This is a genomic window from Bordetella genomosp. 6, assembly GCF_002119705.1.
In the GTDB taxonomy this organism is placed as follows: Bacteria; Pseudomonadota; Gammaproteobacteria; order Burkholderiales; family Burkholderiaceae_B; genus Bordetella; species Bordetella bronchiseptica_F.
Genome location: NZ_CP021107.1, coordinates 2861785 through 2884104 on the forward strand (window position 1 = coordinate 2861785; position 22320 = coordinate 2884104).

General features: G+C 66.5%; 20 protein-coding genes and 1 tRNA gene. 9 read left to right on the forward strand and 12 right to left on the reverse strand.

The annotated features are described in order from the left end of the window. Positions 1-1311, reverse strand: coding sequence for a trigger factor (gene tig, locus CAL11_RS13375; RefSeq protein ID WP_033461464.1), 1311 nt, complete (start codon positions 1309-1311; stop codon positions 1-3). A 221-nt stretch (positions 1312-1532) separates the two neighbouring features. Here tig and CAL11_RS13380 point away from each other — a divergent pair, with 221 nt between their 5' ends. After that, positions 1533-2096: a TIGR00645 family protein gene (locus tag CAL11_RS13380; protein ID WP_033461463.1), complete on the forward strand. Its 564-nt coding sequence runs from the start codon at positions 1533-1535 to the stop codon at positions 2094-2096. A 96-nt stretch (positions 2097-2192) separates the two neighbouring features. Here the strand turns inward: CAL11_RS13380 and CAL11_RS13385 are convergent, their stop codons facing one another. The 6 genes from CAL11_RS13385 to phg all read right to left on the reverse strand — a co-directional run bounded on the left by CAL11_RS13385 (position 2193) and on the right by phg (position 5865). Further along, positions 2193-2399: a cold-shock protein gene (locus CAL11_RS13385; protein ID WP_003812516.1), complete on the reverse strand. Its 207-nt coding sequence runs from the start codon at positions 2397-2399 to the stop codon at positions 2193-2195. A 340-nt stretch (positions 2400-2739) separates the two neighbouring features. Continuing rightward, entirely contained in the window at positions 2740-3306 is a 567-nt protein-coding gene (locus CAL11_RS13390; protein ID WP_086093234.1) for a DUF924 family protein, read from the reverse strand. An 83-nt stretch (positions 3307-3389) separates the two neighbouring features. Beyond that, on the reverse strand, positions 3390-3593 hold the full coding sequence (locus tag CAL11_RS13395) for a cold-shock protein (RefSeq protein ID WP_010930551.1): 204 nt from the start codon (positions 3591-3593) through the stop codon (positions 3390-3392). Between the two features lie 306 nt (positions 3594-3899). Next, positions 3900-4220 (reverse strand): hypothetical protein, encoded by a 321-nt coding sequence (locus tag CAL11_RS13400; protein ID WP_033461460.1) that lies wholly within the window; start codon positions 4218-4220, stop codon positions 3900-3902. 41 nt (positions 4221-4261) lie between these two features. Further along, a complete protein-coding gene (locus tag CAL11_RS13405; RefSeq protein WP_003812526.1) occupies positions 4262-4543 on the reverse strand; it encodes a membrane protein in 282 nt (93 codons plus the stop codon). Positions 4544-4617: 74 nt separating this feature from the next. After that, positions 4618-5865, reverse strand: coding sequence for an autotransporter Phg (gene phg, locus CAL11_RS13410; protein WP_086093235.1), 1248 nt, complete (start codon positions 5863-5865; stop codon positions 4618-4620). 383 nt (positions 5866-6248) lie between these two features. Here phg and CAL11_RS13415 point away from each other — a divergent pair, with 383 nt between their 5' ends. Beyond that, positions 6249-6578, forward strand: a complete 330-nt coding sequence (locus tag CAL11_RS13415) for a DUF4148 domain-containing protein (protein WP_033461458.1) — start codon at positions 6249-6251, stop codon at positions 6576-6578. A 260-nt stretch (positions 6579-6838) separates the two neighbouring features. On the opposite strand, the gene CAL11_RS13420 is transcribed toward CAL11_RS13415, so the two are convergent. Beyond that, a tRNA-Leu gene (locus tag CAL11_RS13420) sits at positions 6839-6925 on the reverse strand. A gap of 45 nt (positions 6926-6970) precedes the next feature. On the opposite strand from CAL11_RS13420, the gene dapC reads away from it, so the two are divergent. The 6 genes from dapC (at position 6971) to CAL11_RS13450 (ending at position 15959) form a co-directional block, all read left to right on the forward strand. Further along, positions 6971-8167: a succinyldiaminopimelate transaminase gene (dapC, locus tag CAL11_RS13425; protein ID WP_033461457.1), complete on the forward strand. Its 1197-nt coding sequence runs from the start codon at positions 6971-6973 to the stop codon at positions 8165-8167. Positions 8168-8192: 25 nt separating this feature from the next. Continuing rightward, complete coding sequence (dapD, locus tag CAL11_RS13430; protein WP_033461455.1) at positions 8193-9014, forward strand: 2,3,4,5-tetrahydropyridine-2,6-dicarboxylate N-succinyltransferase; 822 nt, start codon at positions 8193-8195, stop codon at positions 9012-9014. Further along, positions 9014-10153 (forward strand): succinyl-diaminopimelate desuccinylase, encoded by a 1140-nt coding sequence (gene dapE, locus CAL11_RS13435; protein WP_033461452.1) that lies wholly within the window; start codon positions 9014-9016, stop codon positions 10151-10153. The genes dapD and dapE overlap by 1 nt, the downstream gene beginning before the upstream one ends. Before the next feature lie 6 nt (positions 10154-10159). Continuing rightward, positions 10160-11056, forward strand: coding sequence for a 50S ribosomal protein L3 N(5)-glutamine methyltransferase (prmB, locus tag CAL11_RS13440; RefSeq protein ID WP_068926528.1), 897 nt, complete (start codon positions 10160-10162; stop codon positions 11054-11056). Then, entirely contained in the window at positions 11053-12978 is a 1926-nt protein-coding gene (locus CAL11_RS13445; RefSeq protein WP_080699667.1) for an ABC-F family ATP-binding cassette domain-containing protein, read from the forward strand. The genes prmB and CAL11_RS13445 overlap by 4 nt, the downstream gene beginning before the upstream one ends. A 368-nt stretch (positions 12979-13346) precedes the next feature. Further along, positions 13347-15959 carry a TonB-dependent receptor gene (locus tag CAL11_RS13450; protein ID WP_086093236.1) on the forward strand — a complete coding sequence of 871 codons (2613 nt, stop codon included), beginning with the start codon at positions 13347-13349 and terminating at the stop codon, positions 15957-15959. Between the two features lie 51 nt (positions 15960-16010). Here the strand turns inward: CAL11_RS13450 and CAL11_RS13455 are convergent, their stop codons facing one another. Both CAL11_RS13455 and CAL11_RS13460 read right to left on the reverse strand, forming a co-directional pair. Beyond that, positions 16011-18314, reverse strand: a complete 2304-nt coding sequence (locus CAL11_RS13455) for a UvrD-helicase domain-containing protein (protein ID WP_086093237.1) — start codon at positions 18312-18314, stop codon at positions 16011-16013. Continuing rightward, positions 18311-19519 carry a DesA family fatty acid desaturase gene (locus tag CAL11_RS13460; RefSeq protein WP_003812548.1) on the reverse strand — a complete coding sequence of 403 codons (1209 nt, stop codon included), beginning with the start codon at positions 19517-19519 and terminating at the stop codon, positions 18311-18313. The genes CAL11_RS13455 and CAL11_RS13460 overlap by 4 nt, the downstream gene beginning before the upstream one ends. 261 nt (positions 19520-19780) lie before the next feature. Here CAL11_RS13460 and CAL11_RS13465 point away from each other — a divergent pair, with 261 nt between their 5' ends. Then, a complete protein-coding gene (locus CAL11_RS13465) occupies positions 19781-20158 on the forward strand; it encodes a hypothetical protein (RefSeq protein ID WP_033461439.1) in 378 nt (125 codons plus the stop codon). On the opposite strand, the gene CAL11_RS13470 is transcribed toward CAL11_RS13465, so the two are convergent. Beyond that, complete coding sequence (locus tag CAL11_RS13470) at positions 20155-21456, reverse strand: RsmB/NOP family class I SAM-dependent RNA methyltransferase (protein WP_086094586.1); 1302 nt, start codon at positions 21454-21456, stop codon at positions 20155-20157. The genes CAL11_RS13465 and CAL11_RS13470 overlap by 4 nt on opposite strands. Before the next feature lie 187 nt (positions 21457-21643). Continuing rightward, a complete protein-coding gene (purN, locus tag CAL11_RS13475; protein WP_015064038.1) occupies positions 21644-22297 on the reverse strand; it encodes a phosphoribosylglycinamide formyltransferase in 654 nt (217 codons plus the stop codon). Between the last annotated feature and the right edge of the window lie 23 nt (positions 22298-22320).

A 22320-nucleotide genomic window follows, 5' to 3' on the forward strand; every position in this document is an offset into this window, starting at 1 on the left:
TTATGCCATCCCCATCAACTGATCAAAAGGCACCTTCTCGTCGGCGACCTTGGCGTTCTCGAGCACGTGGGCGACCACGTTGTCCTCGAGCACGATCGCCTCGATTTCAGCGCGGCGCTGGCGGTCGGCCAGGTAGTAGCTGACGACCTGGGCCGGCTGCTCGTAATTCTGCGCGAACTCTTCGATGCGCGCGCGCACCTGCTCGGGCTTGGCCTGCAGCTGAGCCTGCTTGACCAGCTCCGAGACCAGCAACCCCAGGCGCACGCGGCGCTCGGACTCGGTCGAGAACACTTCGGCCGGCATCGGCACGGAATCCGCATTGGGCACGCCGCGCTGCTTGAGCTCTTCGCGGGCAGCCGCGATACGGCCTTCCACGTCGCTGTCGACCAGCGCCTTGGGCACGTCGAACTTGCCGGCCTCGACCAGCGCGTCCATCACGCTGCCCTTGGTGCGGCCTTGCAGGCGCGCCTTGACCTCGCGTTCGATGTTGGTGCGGATGTCGGCCTTCAGCTTTTCGACATCGCCTTCGGCCTGGCCGAGCGACTTGGCGAATTCGGCATCGACCTCGGGCAGCACGCCTTCGGCGACTTCCTTGACCGTAATGGTGAACTCGGCCGTCTTGCCGGCGACTTCCTTGCCCTGGTAGTCGTCAGGGAACTTGAGCGGGAAGACCTTGCTCTCGCCGGCCTTCAGGCCGCGCGCGGCTTCCTCGAACTCGGGCAGCATGCGGCCCTGGCCCAGCACGAACGGGAAGTCCTCGGCCTTGCCGCCTTCGAAGGGCACGCCGTCGATGGTGCCGGCAAAGTCCAGCACGACGCGGTCGCCGTCCTGCGAGGCGCGGCCTTCGCGGGTTTCGAACTGGGCGCGCTGCTTGCGCAGCACGTCGAGCGTCTGGTTGACTTCGGCGTCGGTGACCTGGGTGTCGTAGCGGGTGACGGCCAGCGCCGACAGGTCCGGTACGGTGATTTCCGGGTACACCTCGAACGTGGCGGTGAACGCCAGCGTGTCGTCGGCGACGCCTTCGGTCTTGGGAGTAAGGGTGGGCGAGCCGGCGACGCGCAGCTTGGCGCCGTCGACGGCTTGTTCGAAAGCGCGGCCGACCAGGCTGTTGATCACGTCGTAGCGGATGCCGGGGCCATGGCTGCGCTCGAGCATGGCCAGCGGCGCCTTGCCGGGGCGAAAGCCGGCGACCTTGGCCGTGCGGCCCACGCGCTTCAATTGCGCCTGGACTTCCTTTTCGACTTCGGCGACCGAGACGGCCAGATCAACACGGCGCTCCAGGCCGGAGAGGGTTTCAACCACAGGCTGCATTAAGAGACCTATTTTCCGAGAAAGAGGGAGATGATGTAGCGGATAAACAGGTCATTTTACCGGAAACTCGCCAGGGACCGGAGCGCCCCGCCGGCCGCCCCGTGGACCGCGCGGCGGGCAGCCGCGGCGGGCAGCCGCGGCGGGCCGCGCATGGCGCATCCGGGGACGGTAGAATTTCGCCCGCCCAAATTCTCCACACAACCATGGCTCGCAAACCTCCCATGCATCCCATCCAAGAACCCCGCCTCGGCCCGCTGCCCGCGCTGATCTTCAGTTCGCGCTGGCTGCAGCTGCCGCTCTACCTGGGCCTGATCGTCGCCCAGGGCGTATACGTGCTGCTCTTCCTGAAGGAGTTGTGGCACCTGGTCACCCACACCCTGTCCTTCGGCGAGCAGGAAATCATGCTCATCGTGCTGGGCCTGATCGACGTGGTCATGATCTCCAACCTGCTCGTGATGGTCATCGTCGGCGGCTACGAAACCTTCGTCTCGCGCCTGCGCCTGGAAGGCCATCCCGACCAGCCGGAGTGGCTCAGCCACGTCAACGCCAGCGTGCTCAAGGTCAAGCTGGCCATGGCCATCATCGGCATCTCGTCGATCCACCTGCTGCGCACCTTCATCGAGGCGAGCAACCTGGGCTCGCCCAATTCCCGCTTCACCGAAACAGGCGTGATGTGGCAGACCATCATCCACGTGGTCTTCATCCTGTCGGCGATCGGCATCGCGTATGTGGACCGCCTGACCAGCCAGTCCGCCGGGCACCACGGCGCGCACCCTTCGCACTGATCGCGCCACGCGACAAAAAGCCCCATTGCCGCAAGGCAATGGGGCTTTTTTCGTGCGGCCCGCCGGAACTGCGCCGGCCGCGGCGACAACGGGCCGTCAGGCGATGACTTTTATGTTCTTGGCGCTTGGCCCCTTGGGCCCTTGTCCCACCTCGAAGGATACGCGCTGATTCTCCTGCAGCGATTTGTAGCCTTCGCTGCGGATCTCGGAATAATGTGCGAAAAGATCTTTACTGCCGTCATCGGGCATGATGAATCCATAGCCCTTTTCGGCATTGAACCACTTGACGATACCGGTTGCCATGAAATGTCCTTGAACCTGTTTAGAGCGATTGCTCGGGGCGCCAGATAATCAAGGAATTGCCCCCGCAAAACGGAGCTATGGCGACCAGAACACAAGACACCGCGTCGCTTGAAGATCTCGCCGGTTCAGTGTAGGAGTGATGCCCCGACAGGTCAATCGGCCTTATGCGCCAAACGGACCTGCCCCAACGGGCATGAACATGCGCAGGCAGCCCTCACGACAAGCCCGTTGAAATCGGAGAATTCCACACGAAAAGGCGAGGTTACAACAGCATACAAAATTGGCGGAACTCGGCCAAAAAACGCTGTTTTTCAGCATCACCACTGAATATATGCAGCCTTTATCCGGCAAATCCGCCCTGGTCCAGGAACTGCTGTTCCTCGGCGGTCGTGACACGACCCAGGACAGTATTTCGATGTGGGAAACGTCCGAAGCGAGCAATAATATCGCGGTGAATTTCCGCCCAACGCAAGGTTTCGGCGTGTAACGGCGCCATCAGCCTGACACACTGTTCCTGAGCCGCCAGGTCTTCGGCGTGTTCGAGCGGCATGTAATAGAACTGCCGCAAATCTTCCGGCCCCTGCCGGTCCAGTCCGGCCGCGATGGCCTGCTCGCAGACCTGCCGCGCCAGCCCGTCGGTGGCAAACATGTGCCCGGTTCCGCGATAGGCGTTGCGCGGGAATTGATCCAGCAGGATCAGCAATGCCAGCACGCCTTCGGCGCTGCCGGACCAGGACATCAATTCTCCGCGCGCCGCCGCCATGTGCGCGGCTTCGAAGCGCATGGTGAATGTGCGATCGAATTCCTCGTCCTTGGCATACCAGCGGGCGGGGCCCGCCTCGCGCCAGAACGCGAGAACGGCTGCCACATCGGGCAAGGCTGCCGGATCGGCCATCGAATGGGACATGTCATGCTCCTGCGAATTGGCCGCTCGGGCCAGCCAATGAAAAAAGCCCCCTGACGGGGGCTTTCATGGACGCGCTCAGATTCTTACAGAATCTGGATCTTCGTCGCCTGAGGACCCTTCGGGCCCATCGCCGTCACGAAGCTGACGCGCTGGTTCTCTTCCAACGACTTGAAGCCATTGGCCTGGATTTCCGAGAAGTGCGCGAACAAATCCTTGCCGCCCGCTTCCGGAGTGATGAAGCCATAACCTTTTTCCGCGTTGAACCACTTAACGACGCCGGTTTCCATACTGTGTTTCCTAGAAATTAATGGGCCGAGACCCGGGACCACGAATCAATCAAGGAGGGGCAGTAGAACAATAACGCGGACGCCGGAGAAGGCACGGCACTGAACAAACATTGCAACGCTTGATTTCGTGTGTGCCGACACTATCGTCAGGTTCCCCTCACAAGTCAACATAATCCTCAAAAACGCGTGCCAATATTGCAACAAAGAGCAACTGCCGTGCCACGATGCTTATTTTTTACGCAAATATTTGCACCCCGGTAATGTGCTTATGCAGCGTCCGCCAGGCCGCCGGCCGGCCCGCGGCGGCTACTCGTCGATCGGCAGGCCCAGCAGGTCCAGCGCGGCGCCGTAGCAGTCGCCATCGGCGCAGAAGAACACCGCGACATCGCCGGGATTCATGTTCTCGATGACCTGGTCGATCTCCATTTGCGCCCCGTCGACGCTGGCCACCGCCGCCGCGTGAATGTCGGCCCCCTCTTCCACGCGCTGGCGCGGCACGATGTCCGCGATGGCGTCCAGGTCGGCGGGCCCCAGCACCACATAGGTGCCGATGATCTCGCCATCCACGCGGGTTTCCAGGCAAACGCCATTGGCAAGTTCGGCAAGCTGGTGACTGGAAATATCCATGATGATTGTCCAAGAAAAAGCCGGCGCGCCCGGTGGCGCGCTCAGTGCGTCAAATGACGTCGCCTTACGCGGCGCGTAACCAGCGTTGCCGCGCCGCCGATCATCAGGCAGAACATGAACGCGGCGATCGCCAGCAGGGGCGCATAGGGCCCCACGTCCTCGCCCCGCGCGCCCAGCAACACCGCCACGCCGACCGCGATCGCCAGCCCCAGCATGGCGATGACGCTGTGGGCAAGCCGTCCCAGGCGGCCGAACAGCGCGCCGCCGACCAGGGCCAGCGCCACCAGCGCGGCCATGAACCAGAAAAAATCCTCGTAGACCATGAGATCGAAAGGCGGGCGCCTGGGAAGACAAACGGGCCGCCATTATAGGCGGCCCCGTGGCGCGGCCCCGCGCGCTAGAAGCGGTACGCGTAGCCGATGTTCAGCGACAGGTCCTGGCTGATGTTGGCGCCGTGCCCATAGCGCAGATCCGCGTAGGCGCGATGCGCCCCGACGTCCAGCGCCGCGCCGGCGCCAAGCTGCCAGCGGCTGCCGGGCAGTTCGGCATCGTACGACTTGCCGCCGAAGTCGACCGAGTCGTCGTGCGAGAACTCGTGCAGATACGAGGCGCTGACATACGGGCGCAAGGTCGCGCCGCCGGCCAGCGTATAGTCCCGGCCCGCGCGCACGCCTGCCCGCCCCTGCACCGAGGTCTGGCTGCTGCGCGAGTAGATCACCTGCGCCTGCGGCTCGACGAACCAGCGTTGCGGCAGCTTGAAGTGGTAACCGGCCTCGATACTGCCCGTATAGGTCGTATGCGACACATCGTCGTCGTAGTCGCCCAGCCCCAACGGCAGGTCGAACGACACGGACTCGTCGATGCGGCCCAGCTTGCTGACCGCGTCGACGTAGAACCCGCCGTTGTCCACGTAAGTCAGGTAGGTGCCCAGGAAGCGGCTCTCGATCCGGCCATGCATGAGGTCGTTGTCGTCCATGCGGGCGCGCGAGACGCCGGCGTAGGCGCCCAGATAAAGCCGCCCCGTGTCCAGGCGCCAGCCATGATCGGCGCCCAGCGCCAGGTACTCCACGCGCAGGTCGAACGCCGGCGTGTCCGGCGTATCGACCTTGAAGCGGTTCGCGCTGCCGCGCGCCCAGAAGGCGCCCTCGTCGTGGCCGCGACGCAGGTCGCCCTGGCGCTGCGCCAGGGTTCCCATCTCGGCATCGAGCAGCAACATCGACGCGCTCTGCCCCATCGCCACCGCCCGCGCGCTGCGCGCGGCGACCTCGGCCCGTACCGCCTGCTGCACTTGCCGGCGCGCCTGCCGTTCGAATTCGCGCTGCAGCCGCGCGCGCTGCGCGGGCGTCAACGCCGCCAGTCCCTGCGTGATCTGCCCCGGCGTCAGCGCCTGCACATACTGCCGCAATTGCGCGTCAGACAGGCTCGACAGATAGGGCCGCAACTGCGCCGGCGCCAGCCACGACGCCTGCTGGCGCAGGGCATCGGGCGACAGGCCGGAGAAATACTGCCGAACCTCGGCGAAGCCGAACCCCGCGGGCAGCGAGGTCTGTGCCTGCGCCGGCGCGAACGCCGCGACAGCCAGCGTGGCCAGCGCGCAGGCGCCGAGGTAGCGGGGCAAACATGCCAGGATCGACGTCGGTTTCATTGCAGGTGCCGCCTTGTCAAAACTCGAAATATTTTCGATACAAAATACAAAATCGAATTTTAAAAAGTAAGCCAACGGCCAAACCGACGGAAACAAGGGCAATTCCGGCCCAAATCGCGAAATCGCCTTGACGACGGGCGTGGCTCGCCCGCTCCCAGCAAGTCTCCTTCCTGTCCCTGCCGATCATTACATTCATGCAATGATCCTGTTTATTCCAGAGAATTGCCTATAAAAATGGAATAATCTTTACCAAAAATCAGGGTTTATCCGGATCAGACGCGCGTGCACAATGCAGCCATTGGGAAACGAAACAACGAACTACGACGGAAGAAAAGTCCGCCGCGTCCGGGGTCCCACCATCCAAGCGAACCGGAGGAATTACCATGAAAACCCTTGCCACCGCCCTGCTGCTGTCGCTCGGCCTGCTGAGCGCAGGCGCCCAGGCCGCGCCCAACGCCGAACCCAACAACCTGCCCTACCAGGGTGTCTACGGCCAGACCGACGCCAATGCGCCGAGCCGCGCCCAGGTGCAGGCCGAACTGGCGCAAGCCAAGGCCAATGGCCAATACACGTTCGGCGAACTGGAATACCCCGCCGCGCAGATCGGCAGCACGGCCGTCCCGAGCCGCGACCAGGTCAAGGCCGAACTGGCCCAGGCCAAGGCCGGCGGCCAATACACATTCGGCGAACTCGACTACCCGCCCCGCAACTGAGCATCGGCCGGCCTATCCCCGGCCGGCGCACGCGTGCGCAGTCGGACTGCCGCCATCCCCACAAGGGATCGCGGCAGTTCCTTTTTGGGCAGGGGGAAGCGATGATGGATGGCCGCATGGCGGGCAGAACGCGCCGCGCCGCCAGGCAAGCGGGCCCGCAAGCGTATGTCGCACCGGCCTCGGATGCGCCCGCCCGGGCCGCTGGCCAACCCGTTGATTCAAAAAGAATTGATAATAGCGATCAACGGGTGTCAATAAGTTGGTGCGAAGGGCGGGACTCGAACCCGCACACCTGTTACGGCGTCAGGACCTAAACCTGGTGCGTCTACCAATTTCGCCACCTTCGCAAAGCCAAGCCCGCTATTGTAGCTTGCTTGTTAAAATCACGCCCCATGAATCCGCGCCTCGATGCCTTGCATCCTTATCCTTTTGAAAAATTGCGGGCCTTGCTTGCGGACGCTGGTACGCCGACGCACGACCTGCCCCCCATCAACCTGTCGATCGGCGAGCCCAAGCACGCGGCTCCGGCCTGCGTAGGCCAGGCGATCGCCGCCAACCTGGCGGGCCTGTCGGTCTATCCGTCGACCAAGGGCGAGCCGGCCTTGCGCCAGGCGATCTCGCAGTGGCTGGCGCGCCGCTACAGCATTCCCGCGCCCGATCCCGAGAGCGAAGTGCTGCCGGTGCTCGGGTCGCGCGAGGCGTTGTTCTCCTTCGCCCAGACCGTCATCGATCCCTCGGCCGGCGCGCTGGTGGTGTGCCCCAATCCGTTCTACCAGATCTACGAAGGCGCGGCCCTGCTGGCCGGCGCCACCCCCTATTACGTCAACGCCGACCCGGCGCGCGATTTCGGCTGCGACTGGGCGCGCGTGCCCGACGACGTCTGGCGCAGGACGCAGCTGGTGTTCGTGTGCTCGCCGGGCAACCCCGCCGGCAACGTGATGAGCCTGGAAGAATGGCGCACGCTGTTCGAGCTGTCCGATCGCCATGGTTTCGTGATCGCCTCGGACGAGTGCTATTCGGAAATCTACCTGGACGAGGACAATCCTCCGCTGGGCAGCCTGCAGGCGGCGCGCCGCCTGGGCCGCGACCGCTACACGAACCTGATGGCGTTCTCCAGCCTGTCCAAGCGGTCGAACGTGCCCGGCATGCGCTCGGGGTTCGTGGCCGGCGACGCCGCGCTGCTGGCGCGTTTCCTGCTGTACCGTACCTACCACGGCAGCGCCATGAGCCCGGTGGTCTCGGCCGCCAGCATCGCCGCGTGGTCCGACGAGACGCATGTGCAGGAGAACCGGCGCCAGTATCGCGCCAAGTTCGACGCCGTGCTGCCTATCCTGCAGAGCGTACTGGACGTGCGCGCGCCGCAGGCCTCGTTCTACCTGTGGGCCGCCACGCCTGGCTCGGATACCGCGTTTGCGCGCGGGCTGTATGGCCGTACCGGCGTCACGGTGCTGCCGGGCAGCCTGCTGGCGCGCGAAGCGCACAATGCCAACCCCGGCCAAGGCCGCATACGGATCGCGCTGGTGGCGCCGCTGGACCAATGCGTCCAGGCCGCCGAGCGCATCGCCCATTTTGCAAGAACCTCCATTTGATCAACCCTGGAATAGCTGAGCCGTCATGACTCTCGACCTGCAGACCACCATCGAACAAGCCTGGGAAAACCGGGCCAACCTGTCGCCCGTCGACGCGAGCGCCGAAGTGCGCGATGCCGTCGAACATACGATCGACGGATTGGACATGGGCCGCCTGCGCGTGGCCGAAAAAATCGACGATCAATGGATCGTGCACCAATGGATCAAGAAGGCCGTGCTGCTGTCGTTCCGGCTGCACGACAATGTCGTCATGGGCCAGGGCCCGCTGCAGTTCTACGACAAGGTGCCGACCAAGTTCGCCGGCTACGGCGAAGCCGCCTTCAAGACCGGCGGCTACCGCGTGGTGCCTCCGGCCGTGGCGCGCCGCGGCGCCTTCATCGCCCGCAACGTGGTGCTGATGCCCTCCTACGTCAACATCGGCGCCTATGTCGATGAAGGCACCATGGTCGACACCTGGGCCACCGTGGGCTCGTGCGCGCAGATCGGCAAGAACGTGCACCTGTCCGGCGGCGTGGGCATCGGCGGCGTGCTCGAACCGCTGCAGGCCAATCCCACCATCATCGAGGACAACTGCTTCATCGGCGCGCGCTCGGAAGTCGTCGAGGGCGTGGTGGTCGAGGAGAACTCGGTGCTGGCGATGGGCGTGTACCTGTCGCAAAGCACCAAGATCTACGATCGCGCCACCGGCAAGGTTTCGTACGGCCGCGTGCCGTCGGGCTCGGTCGTGGTTCCCGGCTCGCTGCCGTCCGAGGATGGCTCGCACAGCCTGGCCTGCGCGGTGATCGTCAAGCGCGTCGACGCGCAGACCCGCGCCAAGACCAGCATCAATGACCTGCTGAGGGCCTGATGACCGCATCTGCCGTACTGGATCTGGTCAAGGATCTGATCGCCCGTCCCTCGGTCACGCCCGACGATGTGGATTGCCAGATGCTGCTGGCGCAGCGCCTGGAGCGCATCGGTTTCCAATGCGAGACCATTGCGCGCGGCGGCGTGACCAACCTGTGGGCGCGACGCGGCGCCGGCGCGCCCCTGACGGTGTTCGCCGGCCATACCGACGTGGTGCCGCCGGGTCCGCGCGACAAATGGGACAGCGATCCCTTCGTGCCGACCGAGCGCGACGGATTCCTGTACGGCAGAGGTGCCGCCGACATGAAAAGCTCGATCGCCGCCTTCGTGGTGGCGGCCGAGGAATTCGTGGCGGCGCACCCCGAACATCCCGGCTCGATCGCCCTGCTGATCACCTCCGACGAAGAGGGCCCGGCAGTCGACGGAACGGTGATCGTCTGCGACGAGCTGCGCCAGCGCGGCGAGCAGCTCGACTACTGCATCGTCGGCGAACCGACCTCCACCGAGGCGCTGGGCGACGTATGCAAGAACGGACGGCGCGGCTCGCTGTCGGGGCGCCTGCTGGTCAAGGGCGTGCAAGGCCACGTCGCGTACCCGCACCTGGCGCGCAACCCGGTGCATCAACTGGCTCCGGCGCTGACCGAACTGGTCGCCATCGAATGGGACCAGGGCAACGAATACTTCCCGCCCACCACGTTCCAGGTGTCGAACCTGCACGCCGGCACGGGCGCGACCAACGTCGTGCCGGGCGAGGCGGTCGCGCTGTTCAATTTCCGCTTTTCCACCGCCAGCACGCCCGAAGCTCTCAAGACGCGCGTGCATGAGGTGCTGGACCGTCACGGCCTGGAGTACCAGCTCGACTGGGAACTGGGCGGCGAACCGTTCCTGACGCCGCGCGGCTCGCTGACCGATGCGCTGGTGTCGGCGATCCAGGCCGAAACCGGATTGCAGGCCGAGCTCTCGACCACCGGCGGCACGTCCGATGGCCGCTTCATCGCCAGGATCTGCCCGCAGGTCATCGAGTTCGGACCCTGCAACGCCACGATCCACAAGGTCAACGAGCGCATCGAGCTGTCCAGCCTCGCGCCCTTGAAGAACATCTACCGCCGCACGCTGGAAAACCTGCTGCTGGCCGACTGATCCTCCATGCAAAACAATAATCGCCAAGAGCTGCAGACCCTGCGCGACCTGATCCGCTACGCGGTGTCGCGCCTGAACGCGGCCCGTGTCGCGCTGGGCCATGGTTCCGACAATGCCTGGGACGAGGCGGTCTACCTGGTGCTGCATGGCCTGCATCTGCCGCCCGACACGCTCGATCCGTTCCTGGATGCGCGCGTCCTGCCCGGCGAACGCAGCCGCGTGCTCGACCTGATAGACCGACGCGTCACCGAACGCCTGCCGGCCGCCTACCTGACCGGCGAGGCCTGGCTGCGCGGCCATCGCTTCCATGTCGACCGCCGTGTGATCGTGCCGCGCTCGCCGATCGCCGAACTGCTCGACGAGGGGCTGTCGCCCTGGGTGCGGGACCCCCTGCAGGTCGAACGCGCGCTGGACATGTGCACGGGGTCGGGCTGCCTGGCCATCCTGGCCGCGCTGGCATTTCCCAACGCGCTGGTCGACGCCGTCGACGTCTCGCCCGACGCGCTGGAAGTCGCCGCGCGCAATGTCGCCGAGTACGGCTTGCAGGACCGCCTGGCCTTGCACCAGGGCAACCTGTTCGACGCCCTGCCCGCGACCGCCTATGACGTCATCGTCTGCAATCCGCCCTACGTCAACCAGGCCTCGATGGATGCGCTGCCCCAGGAGTACCGCCACGAACCCGCGCTGGCGCTGGCCGGCGGCGCCGATGGCATGGACCTGGTGCGCCGCATCCTGGCCGCCGCGCCCGGCTACCTGTCCGCCGGCGGCGTGCTGGTGCTGGAAATCGGCCACGAGCGCGATCACTTCGAGGCGGCCTTCCCTGATCTGCAGCCGGTATGGCTGGACACCGCGGAATCCTCGGACCAGATTCTGCTGCTTACCCGCGAACAATTGAACACGTGATACGCGCTTCTGGCTTGACCCTGCGCCGCGGCACCAAAGTGCTGCTCGACGGCGCCGATTTCGTTGTGCATCCCGGCGAACGCGTCGGCATCGTCGGCAAGAACGGCGCGGGCAAATCCTCGCTGTTCGCGCTGCTGACCGGCGCGCTGGACCCCGACGCCGGCAACCTGGACCTGCCCGCGGGCTGGCGCATCGCCAGCGTGCAACAGGAGATCGCCGCCGACGCGCAAGCGGCGCGCGAGTTCGTCATCGACGGCGACACCCATCTGCGCGCGCTGCAGGCCCAGCGTGCCGGGCTGACCGACGAGCAGGGCACGCAGATCGCCGAAACCGAAGCCGCGCTGACCGAGGCGGGCGCCTGGAGCGCCGCCTCGCGCGCCGAGCAGCTGCTCGCGGGCCTGGGATTCAAGCCCTCCGAATGGATGCAGCCGGTGAGCAGTTTCTCCGGCGGCTGGCGCATGCGGCTGGCATTGGCGCGCGCGCTGATGGCGCCATCGGAGCTGCTGCTGCTCGACGAGCCGACCAACCACCTGGACCTCGACGCCATGCTGTGGCTGGAGAAATGGCTGGGCGCCTATCCCGGCACGGTCCTGCTGATTTCGCACGACACGGAATTCCTGGATGCGGTGGCGCGCGCCATCCTGCACTTCGACCAGGCCAGGCTGCAGCGCTATCGGGGCGGCTACCAGGACTTCCTGCTGCAGCGCGCCGAACGCCTGCGCCAGGCCAATATCGCCTACGAACGCCAGACGCGCGAAGCCGCCCGGCTGCAGGGTTTCATCGATCGTTTCAAGGCCAAGGCTTCCAAGGCCAAGCAGGCGCAAAGCCGGGTCAAGGCGCTGGCGCGCATGGAGGCGCTGGCGCCCATCCACGCCGAATCGGGCATCGATATCCGCATTCCCTCGCCCGACCACATGCCCGACCCGCTGCTGGCCATGGAGCACATGGATGCCGGCTACGGCGGCGCCGAACCCATTCTGCGCGATGTCACGCTGATGGTGCGAGCCGGCAGCCGCATCGGCGTGCTGGGCGCCAACGGCGCCGGCAAGAGCACCCTGATCAAGACGCTGGCCGACGAGCTGGCCCCGCATGCCGGCACGCGGCGCGCGTCGCGCGGGCTGGCGATCGGCTACTTCCACCAGCACCAGCTCGACATGCTGGACCTCGACAGCACGCCGCTCGCGCACCTCGCGCGGCTGGCTCCGGAGGTGCGCGAACAGGAGCTGCGCAACTACCTGGGCGGTTTCGGCTTTTCCGGCGACACCGTGCTGGGCAAGGTCGGCCCCATGTCCGGCGGCGAGAAAGCCCGCCTCGCCCTGTCGCTGATCGTCTGGCAAAAGCCCAACCTGCTGCTGCTCGACGAACCCAGCAACCACCTGGACGTGGAGACGCGCGAGGCGCTGGCCACGGCGCTCGCGGAATTCTCCGGCAGCATGCTGCTGGTATCGCACGACCGGCACCTGCTGCGCACCACGGTCGACAGCTTCTGGATCGTGGCCGATGGCGGCGTGCGCGAGTTCGACGGCGATCTCGAAGACTATCGGGACTGGCTGGCCGCCCGCAACGCCGGCGAACGCGCCGCCGCGCGCGAAGCCGCCGCCGGCGAGCCGGGCGTGGCCGTCGACCGCAAGGCCCAGCGCCGGCTCGAGGCCGAGCAACGGCAACGCCTGGCCACGCTGCGCAAGCCGCTGGCCGCCAAGCTGGCGAAGGTCGAGGCCGACATGGAGCGCGCCCGCGCCCGCCTGCAGGAACTGGATGCCGTGATCGCCGACGCCGATCTCTATTCCGACGCGCGACGGACCGAGCGCCAGCAAGTGATGGCCGAACACGGCGAATCCGGCAAACGCCTCAATGACCTCGAGGAGCAATGGCTGGAGATCCAGCAGGCACTCGAAGAGATCGAGCAGGACAACGCCGCCTGAGCGCGGCGCCTGCGCACACAAGGGCGTAGGAAGATTCCCAACTCAAAACCAGCAAGACTCAAGATCACCTATACTCCGCCGCGAATTCGACTCTGACCGCGCAGTACCGCGCCGGCGCCATGCCCTCGCACTCGGAAGCATTCCCCCTTCATTATCGACGCCGCCGCTGCCGCGGCGCGCCACTCTGATGCGCGGCGGGCCGCGCCCGCTGGACCTGAGCCCCGCCGAGCTCGCGGCATTGCCTGGGTTTCCAGAACGCCCCATGAGCCTGGATACGCGGCCACCTTGCCGCCCACGCCCGGCATCCTCCTTGCGTTCGATACGCATGCTCTTGCACGACTGTATTTCACTCAGTCCGGAAGGCACGCATGTCGAAATCCATCCTCAAGAGGCGCCAACGCACCATTCTGGCCGCGTTGCTGTTCTGCACCGCCTCGGCAACCCACGCGGCGACGCACGCTCCCGCCCTCGCCTTCGATCTTCCCGCCCAGCCCCTGGACGCTGCCCTGCGGGCATACGCCCGGCAAGCCGGCGTGACGCTCTCGTTCGACGCCCGCGAGGCCGCACGTAAGCGGGCGCCGGCGCTGCGCGCCACGATGACGCCGCAAGCCGCGCTGCAACACCTGCTGCACGGCTCCGGCCTGACATGGCGCGCCGCGGGCGCGAACCGCTATGCCATCGTGCGCGGCGCCGACGCGGCCGCGGCGTGGCCGCTCGAACCGGTGCGCGTGTACGGGGACGCGACGCGCGAGCGCGTCTATACCGAGCAGGAGATCGCCGCCACGCCGGCCTCCAACCGAGACCTCAGCGCGCTGATCGCCGCGCATCCCGCCATACGCGAAAGCGGCACCGCGAACGACGGCGCCAACCGGGGATCGCTGAACGTGGAGGACCTCTCCATCCACGGCGCCAGCCCCTACCAGAACCTGTTTCTCATCGACGGCATCGGGGCTACCAGCCGGGTCGACCCGGCCAACAAGAGCCGCAACTTCACCGATGTTCCCAGCAACCCGCAGGCCTATTTCCTGGACACCGCGCTGCTGGGCGAGGTGCGCGTCTTCGACAACAGCATTCCGGTCGAATACGGCGCATTCAACGGCGGCGTCGTGGACGCGCGCCTGCGCCGGCCGTCGGGCGAAAACCACGTGAAGCTGGACTATCGCTGGAACGGTTCGAACCTGACACGGCAGAAGATCGCGCCCGGCAACGCCGAGGACTGGCTGCAGGGTACGCCGGATTTCACGCCGTCGTGGCGCAAGCGTTTCTATACCGCGGCCGCCGACATCGCGCTCGGCGAGCGCGCCGGCCTGGTGCTGGGCCTGTCGCGACGCATTTCGCGGATCGAACGCTGGCGCGTGGGCGCGGTCAACCACCTGGACCGCCTCGAGCGCGACGACTCCCTGGACCGCGTCGACAACCTCCTGGGCAAGTTCAGCCTGCGCCTGAATGCCGACACGATCACGGACCTGACCCTGAAGCACGCCGACCGGCGCGAACATCTGGTGAGCAACTTCTTCCGCGATACGGACTGGCGCAACCGGCACGGCGCCCAAGGCGCCACCTGGAACATCGAACATGCGTTGCGGGGCGGCAAGCTGTCGGCGCAATTGGGATGGGACCGCTTCGACAGCCATCGCAACTCCGCCCATACCGAGTTCGTGCAGCACGACTTCGTCGACGGACGCCCCGGATTCGCCAGCGGCGGATACGGCAAGGACGAAAAAGGCCAGCGCAACCTGACGCTGGCCACGCGCCTGGACCTGCCGCCCATCCAGACCGGTCCGGTCGGCCACACCCCCTATGCGGGCTTGCAGATCGAGCAGATCGGCGCGCGCTTCAAGCGCTACAACCAGTCGTATTCGTACCGGGCGGTGCACCGCGAGGACGGCACCGAAAAGCATTTCAGCAAGGTCCGTCACCTGCCAGGCTCGGTTAACGTCGACTACACGAGGCTGGGGCTGTATGCGTCGGATGAACTCACGTGGCGGCGCTGGACCTTGAGCGCCGGCCTGCGCCATGACAGGGACAACTTCCTGCACCACCGGACGCTGGCGCCCCGGGCGCGCCTGGACTGGGACGTGCTGGGCAACGACGACACCGTCCTGAGCGCGGGTTGGTCACGCTACTACGGCGGGCACGTACTGAAAATCGCCATGCAGGAAGAATTCAGCCGCTTGAGCGAGCAGGTGCTGGACCATCGCGGCAATCCCGTGCCCAATGGACGCGAAATCACCCGCGTGGACTATGACGGCTTGCGCAGCCCCTACGATGACGAGTGGGCCTTCTCGCTGGCACAGCGCGCCTATGGCCTGCGCGGCGTGCTGACGTTCGTGCACCGCAACGGCCGCGACCAGGTCACGCGCCGCGGCGACTCGCGCAAGGGTTATCGCTATACCAACGACGGCAACTCTCGCACGGACGGCTGGAATCTGACGCTGGCCAACGAGCAAGCGTGGCAACTGGGCGAAACGCTGTGGCATACCCAGGCCAGCTGGGGCTACCAGCGCAACCAGCGCAACCTGAACCTGGCCGAGGGCTATGAATCGTCGCCCGTGGAACGGGCCGATTATGTGTACTACAACGGCAAGCGGATCCCGGCGGCGGAATTGCCGCCCAGCAACTTCAATCTGCCACACAAGGTCTCGCTGGATCTGACCGGCCACTGGCCGCGCCACGGACTGACATGGAGCAATACCGTGAATTGGCATGGGCGGCGCAAGGAGATCGCGTTCGTGGACACGGGCCCCGCCCCGGATTACCTCGACATGTACGAGTCGCTTGCCGTCCCTTCGTACTGGAGCTGGGACACCCGCCTTGTCTGGCAACCCCCGTTCGCGCGCCAGGTCACCCTGGCAATGGACGTGCTCAATGTGCTCAACCGCATCGCGGCGCTGACGACCACCCCGCGCGACAGCCTGACCGATGCGCGGCGCTATCGCACCGGGCGCGAGATCTGGCTGCAGGTGGGATACCGCTATTGAATGGCCCAGCCGCGTCCTGCGCCCCGCCTGAGCGGGCGCAGGACGCGAGGCTCAGGCCGTGATGATGTCCAGCTTGGCGATGCCCAGCGCCAGCGTCTTGGCGCCCACGTCGCGGAACTGGATCTGCGCCTGGGCGTCCTGCCCCGAGCCGCTCAGGCCAATGATGGTGCCGTCGCCAAAACGCGCGTGGCGCACGCCCTGCCCGACCCGGAACTGCTGCTCGCCCACGGTGACGCCGCTGGCCATGCCGCGCGGCTGCCGCGGCGCGGAGGTGCCGGTAGGCTTGCGGCCGAAGGCGTCGCCGCGGCTGCTGCTCCAGGCCGGCGCCGCGGCGCCGCCGAAGCCGCCGCCCTGCAGGCCGGCGCGCGGGCTCAGCCACTTCAGGTGCTGCTCGGGGATTTCCTCGAGAAAGCGCGAACGCATGGCGTAACGCGTCTGGCCGTGCAGCATGCGGCTTTGCGCCAGGCTGAGGTACAGCCTTTCCCGCGCCCGTGTGATCGCGACGTACATCAGGCGCCGCTCTTCCTCGAGGCCGGCGGGCTCCATGATGCTGTTCTCGTGCGGGAACAGCCCCTCTTCAAGGCCGGTGATGAACACCGCGTCGAACTCAAGGCCCTTGGCGGCGTGCACGGTCATCAGCTGCACCGCGTCCTGTCCCACCTGCGCCTGGTTGTCGCCGGCTTCCAGCGCCGCATGCGACAGGAAAGCCGCCAACGGTGTCAGGCCGCCCAGCGTGTCGGGTTGCGGCGCATCGGCCCCACCCGCCACCAGGGCGCCGCTCACATCGTGGTCGGGCACCACGCCGGCCGGCAAGCCTTCGAAGTTTTCCTCGGCCGCGAACACGGTGGCCGCGGTGATCAGTTCGTTGAGGTTCTCCAGGCGTTCGGCGCCTTCGCGCTCGGTCTGATAGTGGGCCTTCAGGCCGCTCGCCTCGATGACATGGTCGACCAGCTCGGGCAACGGCAACTCACGCGTATCGTGCGCCATCTGTCCGATCAACTGCGCGAACTGCGCCAGATTCGAACCGCCCTTGCCGCCGACGCGGGCCACCGCGCCGAACAGGCTGGTGTCGTGGGCCCGCGCCGCGTCGCTGAGCTGTTCGAGCGTGCGCGCGCCGATGCCGCGGGTGGGAAAGTTGACCACCCGCATCCAGGAGGTGTCGTCGTTCGGATTGGCGATCAGGCGCAGATAGGCTAGCGCGTGCTTGATCTCCTGGCGCTCGAAGAAGCGCAGGCCCCCGTACACCTTGTAGGGGATGCCCACCGAGAACAGCGCATGCTCGAGCACGCGCGATTGCGCGTTGCTGCGGTAGAGCACGGCGATCTCGCTGCGCGTGCGGCCGTCGTTGATCAGCGCGCGGATCTCATCGACCAGCCATTGCGCCTCCATACCGTCGGAGGGCTGTTCGATGACGCGCACCGGCTCGCCCTCGCCCTGTTCGGTCCAGAGGTTCTTGCCCAGGCGTCCGGTATTGTGGCCGATGAGGGCGTTGGCCGAGTCGAGGATGTGGCCGTACGAGCGGTAGTTCTGCTCCAGGCGGATGACGCGGCCGTGCGCATAGTCGCGCTCGAAGTCGGCCATGTTGCCGACATTGGCGCCGCGAAACGCATAGATGGACTGGTCGTCGTCGCCGACCGCGAAAATCGCCGCCCCGTTGCCCGCCAGCAGGCGCAGCCATTTGTACTGCAGCGTGTTGGTGTCCTGGAACTCGTCGACCAGGATATGGCGGAAGCGCCGCTGGTAATGCTCGCGCACCGGCGCGTTGCGCGACAGCAGCTCGTACGCGCGCAACAGCAGTTCGGCGAAATCGACCACGCCCTCGCGCTGGCACTGCGCCTCGTACAGCTGGTAGATCTCGATCAGCTTGCGCCGGTGCGGATCGTAGGCCTCGACGTCGCCGGGACGCAGCCCCTCTTCCTTGGCGCCGTTGATGAAACGTTGCACGTCGCGCGGCGGATACTTCTCGTCGTCGATATTGCCCGCCTTGAGCAGGCGCTTGATGGCGGCCAGCTGGTCGGTGGTATCGAGGATCTGGAATGCCTGCGGCAAGCCCGCATCGCGATGGTGCGCGCGCAGCATGCGATTGCACAGGCCGTGGAAGGTGCCGATCCACAGGCCGCGCGTGTCGATCGGCAACAGCGTCGACATGCGCGTGAGCATTTCACGCGCCGCCTTGTTGGTAAAGGTGACTGCCAACAGCGCAAACGGACTGGCCTGGCCGGTTTGAATCAGCCAGGCCATGCGGGTCGTCAGTACGCGGGTCTTGCCGCTGCCCGCCCCGGCGAGAACCAGGGCGTGTTGCGGTTCGAGCGTTACTGCAGCGCGTTGTTCAGGGTTGAGCTTTTCCAGCATCATGCCGCGTAGCGGCGCAGATGCAGAGCGAATTGCTCGAGCCCGGCGATGCCGCTTTGCTGGGCGCGCTGGCACCAGGCCTGCAGGTCATGCAGCAGCTGCTCGCTGCTGGCGCTGGAGCTTTCCCAGAGGCGGCCGAGTTCGCGGCGCATCTGCACCAGCGTCGACAGCGATTGATTCTGGGCGATCGCCTGGTCGACTTCGGCGCGCTGTTCGGGCTGCAGGACTTCCTCGTTGCGGTGCAGCCAACGGCGCACGCGGCGCAGCGTGGTCCAGCGGCAATTGGCGGCGTCCTGCTGGCGCGAGGACTTCAGCTTGCTCAGTTCTTCACGCGCGGCGCGCTTGACCAGGTCGCCGTAGCGGGCCATGACTTCGTAGCGGTGGGTGATCACGCCTTGCAGCGTGCTCAGGTCGATACCCTTGCTGCCCGATTCCAGCTTCAGCTTGGGCGCGACCTTCTTGACCTTGGCCAGGCCGAAGAACTTCAGGATGCTGATGTAGCCCCAGCCGATGTCCAGTTCGTACCACTTGGCCGAGAACTTGGCCGAGGTGCCGTGCGCGTGGTGGTTGTTGTGCAGCTCTTCGCCGCCGATGATGATGCCCCACGGGAACACGTTGGTGCTGGTGTCCGGGCTGTTGTAGTTGCGGTAGCCCCAGTAATGGCCGATGCCGTTGACCACGCCGGCCGCCCAGAACGGGATCCAGGCCATCTGCACCGCCCAGACCGTCAGGCCGACGGCGCCGAACAGGGCCAGGTCGATGGCCAGCATGGTGAGCACGCCGGCCAGGCTGTGCTTGGAATAGATGTTGCGCTCGAGCCAGTCATCGGGGGTGCCGTGGCCGAACTTGGCCATGGTTTCCTTGTTGGCGGACTCCTCGCGATACAGCTCGGCGCCACGGAACAGCACCTTCCAGATGCCGAACAGCATCGGCGAATGGGGGTCGCCTTCCTTCTCGCACTTGGCGTGGTGCTTGCGGTGGATGGCAACCCACTCCTTGGTGACCATGCCGGTGGTCATCCAGAGCCAGAAGCGGAAGAAATGCATCACTGCCGGGTGCAAGTCCAGGCCGCGGTGCGCCTGGCTGCGGTGCAGGAACACCGTGACCGACACAATGGTGATGTGCGTCACGACCAGGGTGAACAGCACGATCTGCCACCAAGTGGCTTGGGTCAGACCGCCGGAAATGAAAGAAAGGATGGAATCCATAAAGCTTTTTGGAGCCTCACTTGTAAAGTGGCTGAAAGTTTAGCCTACCTGATGCCCTTATGACAGCGTGGTTTCAAAATAGTTTTTGAGGGAAATCAAGCACTAAGCGGCATCTGGCCGGACTGCGCGCGGCCCCTGCCGCCCACTGGCCCACCCTGTAGATGAGGGTGCGGGGCCGCCAGCACCATAGCAATAATACATTTTGCTACAAACAACCGGCTGCCTGTATGCTGATACTCCGATCCGCATGGACCATTGCCGATGTTACGCCTGTTACCCGCCGCCCTTCTCGCCCTTGCCTTGCCCGCCGCCTGGGCCGCCGGCCCTGCCGTGCGGGTGGGCGACAGCGTGACGCTGGCGTCGTATTACCAGATCCGCGGCGCCGATTGCGCGCCGCTGCGTCCGCCGCTGGTGCGCATCGTGCAGCCGCCGCGCCTGGGTACCGCCACCGTGGTGCAGTCCCAGGGCAACAGCGGCCCGGGCGGGCGTTGCGCGCACACTGCGGTGCCCGTGACGCAAATCGTGTACCGGGGCACGCAGCCGGGCCAGGACACGGTGGCCTGGGAGGTCACCCACCAACCCCGCCAGCCCGCGTCCCGGCGCGACAGCGCCGCCATCGTGGTGGTGCCGCGCAACTAGCCGGCCGCGGCTTCCGGTTCGCCTGGCCCGCTTTCGGCCGCCTCGCCGGCGGATTCCGGCGCGGCCGCCGGGGACGGCTTGCGCCGCTCGAACACCGCGGCGAAAAAGCCGTCGGTGCCATGCACATCCGGCCGCAGCTGCACGTAGGGACCGCTCAATGTCAGGTTTGCGCAACGGTTGCTCAACAATTGCGCGGCGTCGAGACGCTCGAAATCCGGATGCTCGGCCAGGAAGCGCTCCGCCTGCTCGGCGTTTTCCTCGGCCAGCAGGCTGCAGGTCGCATAGACCAGCCGCCCGCCCGGCGCCACGCAGCGCGCCGCGCTCTTGAGGATGCGGTGCTGCAGTTCGCACATTTCGGCGATGGACTGGGGGTGCTGGCGCCATTTCAGGTCGGGATTGCGGCGCAGGGTGCCGATGCCGCTGCACGGCGCGTCCACCAGCACGCGCTGCGCCTTGCCGGCCAGCCGCTTGACCCGCGTGTCGTTCTCGCTGTCGATCGCCACCGGCACCACGTTGGACAGGCCGCTGCGGGCGAAACGCGGCTTGGCGCGCGCCAGCCGCGCCGCCGAGACGTCGAACGCGTAAAGGCGGCCGGTCGAACGCATCAGGGCGCCCAGCAGCAGGGTCTTGCCGCCCGCACCGGCGCAGAAATCGATGATCATCTCGCCGCGCCGCGGCCCCACCAGCAGCGCCAGCAGCTGGCTACCCTCGTCCTGCACCTCGATGCCGCCGTCCTCGAACTGGGGCCAGCGATTGACCGACGGATGCCCCGCCAGGCGAATGCCCCACGGCGAGTAAGGCATGGGCTGGGGGTCGAAGCGGCCGGCCGGGCCGGCACGCAACGCGGCCAGCATGGGGTCGCGCTCGGCCTTGAGCGGGTTGACCCGGATATCCAGGTTGGCGGGCCGGTTCAGGGCTTCCAGCAGGGCCTGCGGGTCGTCCAGGTGCGCCAGCCGCTCTTCGAGCCAGTCGGGCACGCTGGCGCGCACCGCCAGCGGCAGGGTGGCCAGATCGATGCGCTGGATGCGCTGCAGCCACGCGGCCTCGTCGGCGCCCAGCCCCTCGGCCAGGACCTCGGGATTCATCGTGGCCGCCAGGCCCAGGATGGCCAGCCGGCGCGTCGCCGGCCCGACCCCGCTCTCGGCGAACTGCCGATAGCGCCGCAGATGGCGCAGCACGTCGTAGACCGCCTGGGCCAGTTCGGCGCGGTCGCGCCCGCCCATGCCGGGGTGCGCGCGCAGCCAGTGCGACAGCACGGCGTCGGCGGGATAGGTCCACTGCAGCACCTCGCCAAGCACGCGCTGGACCTGGTCGATACGAATGACCGCAATCGGGGTGCGAGGCCGGTCGGCGCGCGCCGGCGCGGCGCGATCGGCGCGAGCTGGCGTGGAGGCCCGGCCCGTGCGCGGCCGGTTGACAGTATTTTTCGTCATGACAATTCCAAGAAGGGCACGAGGCGCCCTGGTATTACGGAAGGCCGCCGGCTTACGCCGCCGGCCAGAAAAAGAGGCGCCGCGGCTCGCCGGCGACTTCGACGCGCTGGTCGGCGGTCAGGCTGACCCTTCCTTCGGCCAGCCAGCGCGCCGCCGCCGGATAGACCTGATGTTCGACCTCGAGCACGCGCCCGGCCAGCGCCTCGGGCGTATCGCCCGCCAGCACCGGCACGCAGCCCTGCGCGATGATGGGGCCGTGGTCGAGCACGGGCGTCACGAAATGCACCGTGCAGCCATGCGCGCGCACGCCGGTGGCCAGGGCCTGCGCATGCGTATGCAGGCCGGGAAACGCCGGCAGCAGCGACGGATGGATGTTGACCAGCCGACCGGCGTAGTGATTGACGAAGCCCGGCGTGAGCACCCGCATGAAACCGGCCAGCAGCACATAATCGGGCGCGTGGCGGTCGATCTCCCGGGCCAGCGCGGCATCGAAGGCCTCGCGGCTGGGATAGTCCTTGTGGTAGAGCGCCGCGGTGGCGATGCCTTGCTGGCGCGCCCAATCCAGGCCCGCGGCGTCCGGGCGGCTGGCGATCACGGCGGCCACTTCGGCCGGCCAGGACTGCTCGCGGCATGCCTGCACCAGGGCCTGCATGTTGCTGCCGCGCCCTGAAATCAGGATGACGAGGCGGCGCTTGGAATCGGACATTTGCGGCAAGATGAGAATTTTCC